A 14,586-nucleotide genomic window follows, 5' to 3' on the forward strand; every position below is an offset into this window, starting at 1 on the left:
GATCGCCTTCCACCTGGAAAGGAAGGCGAAGGAGGGCTAGACCAGCCCCTAACCCTCCTCAATTACGTGCGAAAACTAAAGAGAAACCCGAGCATCTTTAAAAAGATGCGGGTTTCTCGACATTCTGGAAAGGCTGCCATAACGGCAGCCTTTCTTTTTTTTCACAGCTACTACTCTTCCCCGCGTTCAGCCTCCGCCGCCTCGATCGGAAGCACCCGCAGAAGCCACTCCAATACAATCCGGCACAGCTCCCCGCGCTTTCCTTCGAAGCCATGGTCGGTGTTCTCCATCACCCGCTGTTCCATTCGATTGCCTTCCACGCTCTCGAAAGCTTGGACGAGCGGGTCGTGGTTCACATTCTTCGGAGTCGTCTCGTCATTATCGGATGCAAGGAGCAGGACCGGACGGTAGGCTAGCTGAGGGACGCAGCGAAGCAGATTCCAATTCTCGTAATTGGCGATAAGCTCTCTTGAAATATCCTTCTTCGAATAACCGGTTACGAAAGTCGTCGCATACTCGAAGGTAGTCTCGATGCTCTCGCGCACCGCCACGCTTCGGCTCATGGCCTCACCCATCCAGCCGAAGTTCACTCCCGCGATGGAGAGACATGCCGGAATCGACGGATCCTTCGCGGCCGTCATGATCGTCAGGAACCCGCCGAAGCTATGACCCGCGAGGGCGATGCGATCCGTATCGACGCCATATTGCCCGCTCACGCCGGGACTTCGCAAATAGCGAAGCACCGTCTCCACGTCTTCGAGCGCATGCGCGACAGAGCTATTGCCCGTGCTGCCCCAGCAGCCGCGGTAGTGAAACACGAGCGTCTGATAGCCGGCTTGCTGCAAGCCGGCTGCCAGATCGTGGTTCGATTGCGTACCCGGAAAGCCGTGGAGCAGAACGATCGTTGGATGCGGACCTTCCCCCGCTGGGCTATATAGTCTCCCCACCACATAATCTTCCCCAACCGGGATGCGCAGAAGATGTAGCGCAGGGAGACGACGGGGTGCCGTATCGCTGGCGTGCCCGGCAGCTGCCTGCCTATTTGACTCTGATGTCATGTTCTATCCCTCGTTTGTATATTTTTTTCATATCTTCCCCACTATTCGCTATCAAAAGAGGATTCTCCTGCGCGTTGCAGCTCGGCCGCGGGATGAGATCACCGCTTGTTACAACCGGCAACGGACGTGTTTTTTAACCTTTACGCTATTGCGTATCCTAAGAGGGCAAGCAATTTCCATCCCATATGACAGGAGAATAATCGATGTCAACTGCCGAAGTCGAAGCTTGGCTGCAAGATTACGAGCATCCCCTCAAAGACGTCATGCTGCATGTGAGGCAAGCGGTCATGGCCGCCGACCCGCGCATGCAAGAGTGTATCAAGTGGAAAAGTCCGACGTTCACCTACCAAGGCAATCTGGCCAGCTTCAACCCTCGTACCAAAAAACACGTCAGCCTTATGTTCCACACCGGCGCTTCCATATCTAACGACTTCCCGAATCTCCAAGGCGGGGGCGACACGGCCAGATATATGGCGTTCCACAGCATGGAGGAAGCCGAAGCGCGGCGCGGCGAACTGGAGGCTATCGTCCGCGTATGGTGCAGCATGAAAGGATAGCTGCACGATCGTAGCTGTTCTGACAGTCGAACAACTCATCGTCCCTCGGCACAGTAAGCAAGCTCTATAAGTTAAAATTTTACACCTAACCAGTTGTGTTATATTACGTAACACAACTAAACAGAGCATCGATTTCAATTGAGGGATGGCCGATCCGAAATCACGATATAGAGTAGAGAAATGTCGGAAATCTGCATCGAATGTTGTAGAGTAATCCCGATAAATGGCGAAGGTTCGTCGGACAAGGTGAGGGAGCATGTTAGTTAAGCTGTCCCTTATTGAAGGTGAAACTGAGGAGCCCGGCCCGTCGAGACGACGCAGGAATTCTGGAGCAAATCGAGTAGGAGGAGGCGGCTAGCCTCCGTCCTCTCACACCACCGTACATGCGGGTCCGCATACGGCGGTTCCAAAAGGTTAACAAAGCTCCAAATAACGAGAAAGCATACTCTTCAGCCCTTTCGCTTCCCAATAGGAAGTCGGAAGGGCGTTATTTGTGTTTCGGGACATTTCCCATGCGCCTCTTCTGGAATTAGCCATGACGAAACAAGCCCACTCCGGTACGCCTAGTGCTCGAAGCTCGCGGATTCGAGTGCGTACCCGTTTCCACTGCTTCCATAGACACATTCGCAGCCTTCGGCGTATCCACTGATCGAATCGTTCACAATGGCTTTTCGCCGACGCAAGTCGGAAATAGCCAAGCCATCCCATGAGATAGCGATTCAATTTCCCGATGCGGGATTCCATGGACTCGGATCGTGTTCGGTTTGTCAGTTCCCGTACTCTCTCTTTGAAGCGTGAGATGGTCTGCGGGGCGAGGCGAACCGTCGCTTTCTTGTCTCTTAAGAAACTAAAGCCAAGAAATTTACGGTTCCAAGGGCGGTCTACCGCACTTTTCTCCCGATTCACTTTCAATTTCAGCTTTCCTTCTACGAAGCTTGTCACCGATCCCATCACGCGCTCTCCTGCCCGTTTGCTCCCTACGAAGATATTGCAGTCATCCGCATATCGCACGAAACGTAATCCTCGTTTGGTCAGTTCTTTATCCAAGTCGTCCAGCAGAATGTTCGCCAAGAGCGGGCTTAACGGTCCACCTTGCGGCGTACCTTCTTCCGTTTTCGTTAGCGCTCCATCTGCCATGGCTCCGGCATTCAAGTAGGCTCGGATGAGCATGAGGACACGCTTGTCCTTTACGCTTCTCGCTACCCTTGCCATGAGCATATCGTGGTTGACTCGGTCAAAGAATTTCGCCAAATCCATATCTACGACCCATCGAAGACCACTTTGGATGTAGTTTTGGGCTTGTTTCACCGCATCATGCGCACGTTTTCCTTGGCGAAAGCCATAACTGTACCAGGAGAAGTGGGAGTCAAAGATCGGATTCATCACTTGTAGAAGCGCCTGCTGGAGGAATCGGTCCATCACAGTTGGGATGCCGAGCAGCCGCGCGCCGCCTCCGGGTTTGGGGATTTCTACCCGTTTGACTGGCGAAGGTCTGTACGTTCCCGTTAGGAGTTCAGCTTTCACTGTTTCCCAGTGCGTTTTCAGGTAAGCCTGTAGCTGCGCTACCGTTACACAGTCCACACCGGGGGCTCCTCCGTTCTGTACCACTCGCTTGTAAGCGAGCCGAAGGTTATCCCCTTCGAGCATCCGCTCCAGCAGATCGTTCTGTTCTTTGCGAGCGGAAGGGGCGATTTGTGCCGGCGAAGAACTCGGCGCTTCTGCATACCCTGGCGGCTTCACCGCTTCTATCTGCAGCAAGCTCTCTTGCGAGATATTCGGCTGTCTTTGCTCTTTGCGCGAACGCATCGGTTTCCACTCTCCTTTCGGTTCAGCCCTTCCGCAGGCTGTTGCAACAGTCTGCGTACTATGGCTTCTGCTGACTTCTGCGGGTTCAGCGCAACCTCTCGGTTGCGGTTACGAAGTGACTTCGCATTTTTTTTCTCCCGCAGATCTCCCCAGATAAGAACGTCATCTTTCTGCCCGCAGCTACTGGAGTTTACAAGGTAAGTCTTTGGCGACTTTGGATTTCATCATGTTGAGGTGACTCATCCGACTTCCCCTGCCTCAGATCCAGTTCGTGTACCTTAGCTCGTGCATTTGCCTCCAGCTTCCTTCAGATTCCACCTCACGATGGACACCCTTGCTCTTGGCTAACGGTAGGCGTTCGCCAGCCCCCGTTCGGGACTTTCACCCTAGAGATGACGCCCATGCTGGGCGTACGCAAAAAGCAGGGCATCCGCCCGGATGCCCTGCTTCCGTCTCTTAGGCGCGCTGTCTCCGAACCGTAGAGAACTGGATCGTCGTGCCGCTGATTCGGCGGCGAAGCACGCTTCGGAACGTGAAGGCGGCGACGCTGTTGTAGTTGCCGTAGTAGTCGGACAGATCGTCGTTGAAAAATTGGACGACCTGGGCCCTGAAGACCGGATAGACGAATGTCGTTCCGAATATTCGTCTGACGCGAACGAAGCTGAACCGTTCATTGGTCGCGAAGGCCTTGCGGTAGAGCTCGGCAATCTGCTGCGGCGTCAGCGTGCGGGTAATCGGGGTCACCAATTGACCGCCAGCCGTTCTTACTCTTACGGTGAGACGCGCATCGCCGAACATTCTGCGGCGGACCAGCAGCGTCGCAAGCGCCTGCGCCTTGATCTCGCCCCTTACGGTAAGCGTAACGACGAAGTCGCCGCCCGGCGTCTCGACCAGCGGTCCGACTTGGACCATATTATCCCTGCCGATCGCACTTCGAATTTCGTTGTAGTACGTAGCCGCAGGCGGAGATAATCCCGCTCGGCCATCCCTGCGCGTGAATGCCATTCCCTCTCTCCCCTCTCTGCAGAACACGTTGCATTCTATTAGCGGGAGAAACGAATCGAAACAGCATGTACCTACGAGGAGACGGGCCGTCAGGCAAAAAGAAATCCCTTAAGGCTCTGCTGGCCAAAAGGGATCTTACGTCGTTCGTTATAAAGGAATGCGCGGCAGCTTAATGGACCTGTATCGAGATGAATTGTCCCTCGCTCGCGTTCGGCCCGATCCAGATCGTAAAGCTTCCCGGTTCGACGGTCCGGTTCATATGTTGATCGATGATGGCAAGCGCGTCATCGTTCACAGGGAAGCTTATATCTGCGGATTGGCCCGGCTCCAGCAGGACCTTACGGAAGCCAATGAGCTTCTTGAGCGGCTGCGTGACGCTGGCTACTTCGTCACGGAGATAGCACTGCACCGTTTCTTCGCCGGCACGGTCCCCGATATTCGTCACCGTGACGGAAAGCGTCAGCTCCTCTCCTGCCCGCATCGTTGCGCGCTCCGCCCGGATCACCCCGTACTCGAAGCCGGTGTAGCTCAGCCCGTAGCCGAACGGATACAACGGATCCGTCGTCGAATCGATGTAATACGACGAGTAGACGCCAGCAGGCGGACGGCCGGTCTTCTTGCGGTAATAGTAGATCGGCACTTGACCGACGTTATGCGGGAACGTCACGGGAAGACGGCCGCTCGGATTGTAGTCGCCAAACAACACGTCGGCGATGGCGCACCCACTCTGAACGCCGAGATGCCACGCTTGTACGATAGCCGCGGCATATTCCTCGAGCCAAGGCAAAGCGAGCGGCCTGCCGCTCAGCAAGACCGCGATGACCGGCTTACCGGTGGCGGCCACAGCCTCCACGAGCTTACGCTGCGCGCCCGGCAGATCGAGCGACGTGCGCGAACGCGACTCTCCGCTCATCTCGAGCGATTCTCCCAGCGCGAGCAGGACGACGTCCGCTTGCTTCGCGATGCCTACAGCCGCCTCGAATCCGTCCTCACTGTCCGAGTCGATGCCGCAGCCCTCCGCGAATAGGACGGATGCCTCCTCGCCCGTCGCCTTGCTGACTCCTTCGAGCAAGCTCACCACGTCCGCGGGATTGCCGTCGAACGCCCAGCAGCCTAGCGGATCCTTATGATTGTCCGCAAGCGGCCCGATAACGGCGAGCTTGACGCTCTCCTTTGGCAGCGGAAGGACATGGCCTTCATTACGAAGCAGCACGATCGATTCTCTAGCCGCTTCGCGTGCCAGCGCCTTATAGGAGCTCTTCTCGGACGCCGCTTCATCCGGCGTCGATCGCAGGACGAACGGCTGCTCGAACAAGCCGAGCCTCAGCTTCACGGCGAGAATGCGCAGCACGGACTCGTCGATGACGCGCTCCGGCACGCGCCCGTCCCTGACTAGCTTCGGCAGATGCCTCATATAGAAGCCGGAGTGCATATCCATGTCGCAGCCCGCCATGACGCTGCGCTCGCAAGCTTCCTCCTCGCTCCCCGCTACGCCGTGCACGAGCAACTCCTGAAGCGCGTTGTAGTCGCTTGCCACGATGCCCTGGAAGCCCCATTCATCCCTCAGAATCGTCTTCAGCAAATACTCGTTCGCGCAAGCCGGAATGCCGTTCACTTCGTTGAACGAAGCCATGATGCTCAGCGCGCCCGCTTCCACGGCTTCCCGGAATGGCGGCAGAATGACTTCGCGCAGCACGCGGTCGGACAGGTCGACCGTATTATAGTCGCGCCCCGCCTCCGCCAGGCCGTAACCCGCATAATGCTTCGGACAGCTTGCGGCCGCCTGTCCAGCGCCGTCATCGACCTGCGCGCCTTCAACCCAGGCTTTGGCGTACTCGCTTGTCAGCAGCGGATCTTCGCCAATGCTTTCGGCGATACGTCCCCATCTCGGGTCGCGGCTGATGTCGATCATCGGCGCGAATACCCATGCTACACCATCCGCCATTGCTTCACGGGAGGCGGCTTCCGCCGTCCGCCTGGCCAGCTCCGGCTTCCAGGCCGATGCCTGCGCCAGCGGAATCGGGAACACCGTCTGATAGCCGTGAATAACGTCGCGTCCGATCAAGAGCGGAATACGGTGCGGCGTATGCTCCTGAATGAGACGCTGGAGCTCGTTCGCCTCTTCGGCCCCGGATAGATTGAAAACGGACCCGACTCTCCCTTGTTTGATTTCCTCCAGCAGCAGCTCTCTCTGGGAAACGCCCGTCTCGGGATTGATCGGGTTGTAGCCCCAGTCGTATTGCGTCATCTGGCCGATCTTCTCCTCGAGCGTCATGCCGGACAGGATGCGCTCTGCGCGGCCAAGGATTTCCTCCGTGAGCCATTGCCGCGGATCTGCTTGCGATTGTTGCCGTGTCTTCATCGTGCCGCTCCTTCCCCATCTATCTGAATGTCATTCTTTTTATTATAATTGGAAGCAGTTTCGTTCTTGTAGAAACAATATCATTGAATATATCAACAATCTGATTGTTATTTACTGATTAGGGCGGAGGGGGCGCACGGCATGAATGCCATTCAGGTGCTGTTCAGCGATATGTCCAAGCACGGGGAGCCGTTCCGGCATCAGTTCGCGAACGGACTGGACGCCTATATTATTCGTCTGCAGATCGAGGGCAATTGCCAGGCGCTGGTGGAGGGCGCCTTAGAAGACATCGGCCCCGGGGACATGCTTCTGTTCCAGCCCGGGGACATCTACGATTTGCGCATTGATGCAAGCGAAGGCAAGCCATTCTCCGGCGATTATTATATCTACGGCACCGGACCCGGAATGCGGGAATGGTGGGAGAGGAGACAGCGGCCGACGAGAACCAAGATTGCCGAGAACAATCGGCTGACGGCCGTCTGGCAGCAGATCGTGCAGGAGAAACGAAGACTGGACGGCGGCGATCCTGACATCCTGACGCCGTTGGTCTGGTCGCTGCTCCTGCTTATTGACCGGGCGATTGACGACTCGCGGGAGGGCTCGTCGCCGCCCGCTTACCACGCTCTCCGCATGAGGCATTACATCGAAGAGCACGCCGCCGAGGCGCTGACGCTCGAGCAAGTGGCCCGGTATACCGGACTTAGCGTCTCCCGTGCCGTCGCTCTGTTTAAGGAGCAATACGGCATCTCCATTATTAGCTACGCCCAGCAGCTGCGGCTCGCCCGCGCAATCAACCTGCTCGAACACAGCCCGCTCTCGCTGGAGCAGATCGCCGCGGAATCCGGCCTTGGCAGCTACGCGTATTTCCACCGTCTCTTCCGCGAGCGGTATGGCATGTCGCCGGGAGCCTATCGTCGAGGACGATAAGCCTCAAACTAACCATTGACTTTCCTGCTAGGGTAAGGTTTATCGTTATTGTAGTGATTCCGGCCGGAGTACGAGCAGAAAGGATACCTCTAATGAAAATAGGAGAATTCGCGGAACGAAACCAAGTCACCGCCAAAATGCTGCGGCATTACGATGAAGTCGGGCTGCTGAAGCCTGCGGCGATCGACCCGTTCACGGGTTACCGTTCCTACGAACCCGAGCAGTCCCATCGTCTGAATTGGATCCTCATATTGAAAAACTTGGGGTTCTCCCTTGGCGATATCAAGGCCATATTAGGCGGCCCCGTCGACGTGGACGTCTTGATCCGAGAGCTGATCCGCAAGCGGATCGAGATCGCTTCCGCCTTCAATGAGCAGATGCAGAAGAAAATCGCGATTGACCGCCTCATATTCATTTTGGAGAAAGAAGGGTTTGCCATGGAAAAACAAGTCGATTTACTCCATATTGAGCAATCCAGCGTACATGATATCAAAAAGAACATCCCCAATATGGAGACGTTCCTCGAGGAAGCCGCCCGAATCGTCTCACGGGGCAAGGACGGCGAAAGCATGGCCGTGCTCCGACTGGACATCAGCCGCTTCAAACAGGTCAACGACGATTACGGCTTCGACGTCGGCGATAACGTCATCGTAGCGATCTACCAGATAATTGCGGCAAGCATCGACTCCTCCCGATGCACGGCAGCCATTGGACGCGCCCACGGCGATGAATTTGTTATCTTCGCCAGGGCCGAAAAGATTGCGAGCGAACAACTGGCAGCATCCATTATTGAGACCGTCAAATCGTTCGATTTCGCCGCAATCGGCTGTCCGAGAGCGATGGGCTGCTATATCGGAGGCCTCGTCGGCTATCCCCGTACCGTTCTGGACATTCGGAGCATAATCGAGCATTCGATCGAGACGCTCGACCAGGCCCGGGCAAAAGGTCCGAACGCTTACGCGATCGAGCCGTTCATCATGCCATCCTCCCATGCGGGACAAAACTCCGCCTCCTAACACCGAGCAAGGGGCTGGCCTCCAGGCATCTTCGTTGCCTGGAGGCCAGCCCCTTCTTGATTGCCGTCCATTATTGGCCGTCAATGAGCTTCGATTTCACCAACAAACGCTGCACGATCACAGCCGTCTCCGCACGGGTGATCTCGCTCTGCGGCTTCAGCTGCCCATTGCTGCCTTGCACCAGCTGATGGTTGGCGGCTGCCGCGGCTGCTTGCTCCGCCCAAGCGCTGATGTCGCCGGCATCCGCGAACGCCGACAATGCATCGGCTGAAGCGCCTGCGTCCAAGCCGGCAAGCGCCATCGCGCGATATAGAATGACCATTGCTTCTTCGCGCGTAATGGTGGCGGAAGGTCGGAACGTGCCGTCTTCATAGCCTTCAATCAAGTCGTAAGCGGCCGCTTGGGCTATGACGCCGTTGTACCACGCATTCGCCTCCACGTCTTTGAACGCGTCGGTCGATGCTTGATCGCCTAGCCCCAGCGCGCGGACGATTATCGCGGCGAATTCGGCGCGCGTAATGGACTCGGATGGCGCAAATTGCTCGGCGTTCAAGCCGTTTACGATCATCCTCGAGGCCATATCGTTAACGGCCACTTTCGCCCAATGTCCTTCCATGTCCACGAATGCCGCCGCGTTCGAAACAAGCGAATACAGGCTGTTGGTAAGGCTACGGATGACGGCGTAGTACTTGCCATCCTTCTGCACAATAGAGGTCGGTACATGGCGTACCGTTCCATCCGGCTCCAGCACCAAGCCGGTCGTCACTTCGTTCGGGTCGACGCCTTCGGGAATTGCGATCGTTCGCTCAACATACGCGCTGAACCGATCGACCGATATTGCCGTCCCCTTATAGGAAACCGTAATAGAGAACTCGATTGGCGCCGCTACTATAGCGAAAGAATTCTCCTCCGCCGCCTGCTCCATGCGCGTGACGGCCTGTTCATCGCCTTTTGCAATCGTTACCTGCACTTGAATATCGGATAATGGCACTTGGCTGCCGAGCTCTTGCGCAACATTGCCAATGAACGGCTCATTCACAGGCAGCTTATAGCTTCCGTTAACCGTTTGAATATCCAATACCGCTTGCTTGTCTTCCATCTTCTTCACGATATCGCCGGTCAAACCGATCGACACCTTATCCGCGGAAGAGGTTACCGGAATGACTATGGAAGGCTTACCGGCCGAGCCATCTAGCAGGGTGGAAATCTTGTCCACGTCGAGAGTGGCCGTAAGCACACTTTGTCCGCCCTCGGTCGAAGGCACCACCGTTGCGAGCTGTCCTTGCGGCTTGCCGTCTACGATGATATCAATTCCGTTATTTGTCTCGGGCACGGTGACGATTGGGGGCGCCGCGACATAGTCCCTAGCCTTGTACAGGTAGAAATCGTCTAGCGTGCCCCACGCTCCGCCGCCGGCCTTGATTCTTGCTCCGATCGTGAGAGTGCCGCTGGTGACGAGAACATCCTGCAGCTGCGGGTTCTTCCAGTTCACCCATCCGTCTACAGCGGTATCGGCTTTAACTTCCTTGCTGCCGGTTTTCGCGTAGAGGTACATTTCGGCGTCCGCTGCGTTGCCGCCCTGCAGGAACATGGACAGATTGTAGTACCCTGGCGTCAGACCGGTAATGGTCTGTTCCACTCGGAAATCAACGCTGGTGTCCGAATAGAAGTGGAGCGAATAACTGCCCGACTTTGCGTCGGAGGCGCTGTTCAGGTAGTCGGTATGCGGTTTCGTTTCATCTACGTGGGTTATGCTCCACATGCTTCGTACCCCATTCTCGAAGCTTGGGTTCACCACGTAATTTTGTTTTTTGATCTCCAAAAGAGCTCTGACCGTTCCGCCTTCCACGGTGCCGTCGATCACGTAAGCGCCAACGCCGCCGTTCACGGCCTGCTGAAGGTCGGCCGCATCCCAAGTCACCGGTACGCTGCCTTTTGTTCCGTCGTTGAACGTCACGCTTACGGTTTGCGGCAGCGAGATGGTCTCGCCTTGCGTCACGCTAAGCGAAATATCCTTGATCTCGTCAACCCGAACACTTGGGGCAACCGCTCCCGTGTCCACGTATTCGAATACCTTTAGCGAAGGAAGCGGATGACCTTGGAAATCGAATAACGCCTGGTTATCGACCGCGCTGCCGCCGAACCATACGCCCGCGTCATGCGCGTCATATTCTGCCGCATAGCTGGAAGCCCAGCCCGAGCCGAATTCTTCCCACTTCACCTTATTTTGCGCGAGCTGATTCGGAGGCCCTACCGGCAGCCAAGCCGGCTCCCAATAAAACACGCCGATTCCCTTTTCGCCAACCTTGGCCACCGCATCGATGACGTCGCGAAGCGCATGGGCTTGGCCTTGCACGGTAATCGGGTAATTCAACGTTTGGCCGGAGCTTTTCGGCGCCGTATTGCCATGGCCGTCCCCGTCTTCCGCTGTGTAGGTGTACGAGGTTTCCGCTACCATTACTTTTTTGTCGTACTGAGCGGCTACATCGCTTAGGACAGACGTTAGGTTGTCGAGCGTGCCGTGCCAGAACGGGTAGTAAGAGGAAGCGAATACGTCGTAGTCGACATCATTGGCATTCAAATTTTGCGCGATGCTCGCGTACCTGCCCGCGGTTTCCGGGTTCGTGAAGTGCAGCGCGACCAGAATGTCTTTATCGTATTTATCCGCCGCTTCCCGGACGGCTCTGCTTCCCTCGTTGAACAAAGCGCTCATATTCGCCCAGCCGGTCTCACCGGCGACGCCGCCGTTCGTCTCGTTGCCGACCTGCACCATGCCGATATCAATGCCCGCATCGAGCATGACGTCCAAGCTGTTGTACGTAAACTCGTAGAGAGCGACTTTCTTCTGGTCTAGCGACATTTCGTCCCAGGCCTTGGGCGCCTGCTGCTTGGCCGGATCCGCCCAGAAGTCGGAATAATGGAAGTCCACGAGCAGCTTCATGCCATGCTCCGTCGCCCGCTCCCCAATCAAGATTGCGCTGTCTACGTCATTGTTTCCGCCGCCGTAGCCTCGGCCTTGCGAGTCGAACGGGTCGTTCCACACGCGCACACGCACGTAGTTGACGCCGGATTCGCTCAGCGTTTTGAAGATATCCTGCACAACCCCCGCTTCATTCTTGAACGTCACTCCGCTTTTTTCCAACGCAAGAATACTCGAAACGTCCACGCCCTTAATGAAATCGTCAGACAAGCCGTCGACCTTTTCGACGAAGATGTCGGCTTCGACCGGCTGGCTCGTATCCGTGCTCAGCTGCTTCAAGCTCACGTTGTCTAAATAACCGTAGGCGTTAGGCGTGCCCGTCACCGTCGCGCCGATCTCCACGTTGGCCGCCTCCTCCTCGACAACAAACTTCAAACTGACCGTACCCCATGCGTTATAGCCCGTCGTCGATACGGCCGCACTCTGTGCTTCTGATCCTGCAAACAGCTTCACCTGGCCGCCTTCCCCCATGGAAACAGCCGACAATTCATAGCTGCCGGGCGACAGCGACGCAACCGTCTGCTTGACCGTAAACGTGTGATTCCCGGTCGCCGTGTTATTGATCCAGTACTTAAAAGCATAATTCCCAGTATTCGAATGAGGCTTCATCCATTGATCGCTTGCATAAGCGAAATGAGAAACCACCGCCGCTGCCGATCCCGTAGTCGACCAGGTTTGATTCGATTCAAAATTGATTTCATAATCGTTTTCAAACCCGCCATTCGTCACATACTCGCCCTGCGCGCCGTTGGCGTAGCCCGTTCCCGTAAATGCCGAAAGCGAACCTACCAGCATCACGCAAGCCAATAATGCCGCTAAAACCGCCGTCCTTTTCTTTCTCATATCGTCCCGCCTTTCTCTATTTTTATTGCAGCACATCCCGTTGCCGTTCCCTCGTAAGCGTTTCCACATATCCGCTTTAACTAGCGCCTTGCAGATCGCTGTATCCCTAATTCTAAATTTTGCCCCTTGACATTGAACAGGCGACGATTGCAACATTTCGGATGGTTATTCAACACGTTGAAGAGCCGGAACCCGCATTGGTGCCCAAAAATAGAAAAGCCGCCGATCTAAGATCGACAGCCCGTTTCCTTGTTTTTATTCGCGCTCAAAGCGGAGATCTCATACACTCTTATCTTCATGGTCTTGGCGCCGCCCTCTTCATGAGCGGCCCCCGTTCCTGTCAGAATGCAGAGATTGCCATGGCCGTTTGTATAGTGGCTATATACTTGCCCCTTCAGCCGATGCCGTGAAATCTCGTTCAGCTGGGCATCCACTATTACTAGGGTACTAAGGCCTGAAATCAACACCGCTCTCCCGAAGGAATCTGCCGTTAATAAGAAGCAGGAAGGATCAATTCCCTTATTGACATTCATCCTGTAGCTCCTCGTGTCGATGACAGCCAGCCCCCCATCTAAGGAGATAAATAATCGATGATGAGCCGCATCGACGACTGCATGCTGGAAATACCCCTCGATTATCCATTCATGCATTCGTTCCAAGCTCTCATTCAGAAGCAGAACTTTGCATCGAAGCTGATTATTATGAAAATTACTGCAGGCATAATAGACCTCGCCTGGGGATCGCTCATCAAATATAAATCTACCTGCGAAATACCCAGGTTCAACTGGATGCTCGGCTACTATTTCTCCGCGCCGATTTACTTTTACAAGCTCCGTTGATTGATCGGCTTCACTTTGCCTGCTCATGTAGATGGCACCATTATGGTAGTACGGATGTTCCGCCGAAGCCACCTTCCACCTCTTGGTCATGTCCGGGCCGAACTCGACAACACTTTTTCCGGTAGAATCGAAATAAAGAAATGCTCCTTCTTCCAGTAGGCATAGAGGATCAATAAACAGCCCGCCTAAAGAGTTATCCGAAATCAGCTGCCCCTGTCCATCAAATAGATAGTACCGACCGCGAGCATGGCAGAAAAAAGCCAAATACCCATTCGCCGCCCTTAATACGCCCGTCGCCTTCCGGTATCGGAAAGAGCTGACATCGAGGAGCGGCTCAAGCGCCCCATCCGCGCCAAACTTGTAGATTCTTTCTCTCTCGTAACGGTCCTCATAGGCATGATACGGAGGCTCCCCAATAAGAAACTTATTGTCCCCTACTATTTCAATTAAGCCGCCTTCAAGCTCTGTGAGCAACTTTGTTTTGGTTTGATTCCGGCTCGGTTTTCTCCTGTTCGCTTCACGGAAATATTCCTCAATATAGGGGAGGTTGCGTTGACTGCACCCAACCGATTCCGGGTGCTCGGACAGCATTCTATGGTCGATCCAAAGCGTCGTGCCAAAAAAATATTGAAGCAACTGCAGCTTCTTCTCCAGCGCCTCGCACTCCAGAATAGGCTTTAGAATAATAGCCTCGCTGTCATCGAATCCAAGCTCCCTTACGAATACCTCCGGTTTGCCCCGTTTCTTCGCGGCTCCGAAACTATTGTCGCCGATATGCGCGGTCAACGCCTTTCCGTCTCTGTAGATCGACATCTTAAACCAGTCGTCATCGAAATACTCGATGGACAAGACGCTATGATCTATCACTTTTGACAGCTTCTTGGCAGCCGCATCCATTCCGCCTGCATGGAGATGCTCGCTAACAATCGTCGTCCAGCCTTCCGACAACCGGACGACGGTGCAATCGGGCCATATTTTATGAGCCTCATCCACTATATCAGCTCTTACTTGCAAATTCGCGAAGGTAGTACCCACCCGATCGCCCCCTGTACATGTAACAGCAGTGTTACGACTTCTCCTCGCGTCCCATATCCTTCCTAATAAACAATTATAATCCACGCCAAGATTCATAGTAAATCAAAAAAAAGCGCATTTCCGCGGCTTGCTAGCCGCTGGAAATGCGCTGAAGTAAC

Annotated in this window: 9 protein-coding genes; 3 read left to right on the forward strand and 6 right to left on the reverse strand. The window is 55.3% G+C overall.

Features of this window, described 5'->3' with window-relative positions; translation table 11 throughout:
- Positions 1 to 170: 170 nt before the first annotated feature.
- Complete coding sequence (locus NQZ67_RS26030) at positions 171 to 1,058, reverse strand: alpha/beta hydrolase family protein (RefSeq protein ID WP_257451756.1); 888 nt, start codon at positions 1,056 to 1,058, stop codon at positions 171 to 173.
- Between the two features lie 203 nt (positions 1,059 to 1,261).
- Between NQZ67_RS26030 and NQZ67_RS26035 the strand changes: the two genes are divergently transcribed.
- Complete coding sequence (locus tag NQZ67_RS26035) at positions 1,262 to 1,615, forward strand: DUF1801 domain-containing protein (RefSeq protein ID WP_257451757.1); 354 nt, start codon at positions 1,262 to 1,264, stop codon at positions 1,613 to 1,615.
- Between the two features lie 414 nt (positions 1,616 to 2,029).
- Here the strand turns inward: NQZ67_RS26035 and ltrA are convergent, their stop codons facing one another.
- The 3 genes from ltrA to bglX all read right to left on the reverse strand — a co-directional run bounded on the left by ltrA (position 2,030) and on the right by bglX (position 6,788).
- On the reverse strand, positions 2,030 to 3,421 hold the full coding sequence (gene ltrA / locus NQZ67_RS26040; RefSeq protein WP_257451759.1) for a group II intron reverse transcriptase/maturase: 1,392 nt from the start codon (positions 3,419 to 3,421) through the stop codon (positions 2,030 to 2,032).
- A gap of 456 nt (positions 3,422 to 3,877) precedes the next feature.
- On the reverse strand, positions 3,878 to 4,426 hold the full coding sequence (locus NQZ67_RS26045; RefSeq protein WP_257451761.1) for a hypothetical protein: 549 nt from the start codon (positions 4,424 to 4,426) through the stop codon (positions 3,878 to 3,880).
- Between the two features lie 169 nt (positions 4,427 to 4,595).
- Positions 4,596 to 6,788 (reverse strand): beta-glucosidase BglX, encoded by a 2,193-nt coding sequence (bglX, locus tag NQZ67_RS26050; protein ID WP_257451763.1) that lies wholly within the window; start codon positions 6,786 to 6,788, stop codon positions 4,596 to 4,598.
- Between the two features lie 141 nt (positions 6,789 to 6,929).
- On the opposite strand from bglX, the gene NQZ67_RS26055 reads away from it, so the two are divergent.
- Positions 6,930 to 7,715 (forward strand): AraC family transcriptional regulator, encoded by a 786-nt coding sequence (locus tag NQZ67_RS26055; RefSeq protein WP_257451765.1) that lies wholly within the window; start codon positions 6,930 to 6,932, stop codon positions 7,713 to 7,715.
- Positions 7,716 to 7,807: 92 nt separating this feature from the next.
- The gene (locus NQZ67_RS26060; RefSeq protein WP_257451767.1) at positions 7,808 to 8,731 is read left to right on the forward strand and encodes a diguanylate cyclase domain-containing protein; all 924 of its coding nucleotides are present in this window, start codon (positions 7,808 to 7,810) and stop codon (positions 8,729 to 8,731) included.
- Positions 8,732 to 8,801: 70 nt separating this feature from the next.
- Here the strand turns inward: NQZ67_RS26060 and NQZ67_RS26065 are convergent, their stop codons facing one another.
- On the reverse strand, positions 8,802 to 12,554 hold the full coding sequence (locus NQZ67_RS26065; protein ID WP_257451769.1) for a glycosyl hydrolase 53 family protein: 3,753 nt from the start codon (positions 12,552 to 12,554) through the stop codon (positions 8,802 to 8,804).
- A 227-nt stretch (positions 12,555 to 12,781) separates the two neighbouring features.
- Positions 12,782 to 14,428: a hypothetical protein gene (locus tag NQZ67_RS26070; protein WP_257451770.1), complete on the reverse strand. Its 1,647-nt coding sequence runs from the start codon at positions 14,426 to 14,428 to the stop codon at positions 12,782 to 12,784.
- Positions 14,429 to 14,586 lie beyond the last annotated feature (158 nt).

Source organism: Paenibacillus soyae (assembly GCF_024623455.1).
Taxonomy (GTDB): domain Bacteria; phylum Bacillota; class Bacilli; order Paenibacillales; family Paenibacillaceae; genus Pristimantibacillus; species Pristimantibacillus soyae.

Excerpts from the sequence above, each read along its gene's own strand:
- NQZ67_RS26030 (WP_257451756.1), bottom strand. The coding sequence starts at position 1,058 with ATGACATCAGAGTCAAATAGGCAGGCAGCTGCCGGGCACGCCAGCGAT.
- NQZ67_RS26065 (WP_257451769.1), bottom strand. The coding sequence starts at position 12,554 with ATGAGAAAGAAAAGGACGGCGGTTTTAGCGGCATTATTGGCTTGCGTG.
- bglX (WP_257451763.1), bottom strand. The coding sequence starts at position 6,788 with ATGAAGACACGGCAACAATCGCAAGCAGATCCGCGGCAATGGCTCACG.
- NQZ67_RS26045 (WP_257451761.1), bottom strand. The coding sequence starts at position 4,426 with ATGGCATTCACGCGCAGGGATGGCCGAGCGGGATTATCTCCGCCTGCG.
- NQZ67_RS26060 (WP_257451767.1), top strand. The coding sequence starts at position 7,808 with ATGAAAATAGGAGAATTCGCGGAACGAAACCAAGTCACCGCCAAAATG.
- NQZ67_RS26035 (WP_257451757.1), top strand. The coding sequence starts at position 1,262 with ATGTCAACTGCCGAAGTCGAAGCTTGGCTGCAAGATTACGAGCATCCC.
- NQZ67_RS26055 (WP_257451765.1), top strand. The coding sequence starts at position 6,930 with ATGAATGCCATTCAGGTGCTGTTCAGCGATATGTCCAAGCACGGGGAG.
- ltrA (WP_257451759.1), bottom strand. The coding sequence starts at position 3,421 with ATGCGTTCGCGCAAAGAGCAAAGACAGCCGAATATCTCGCAAGAGAGC.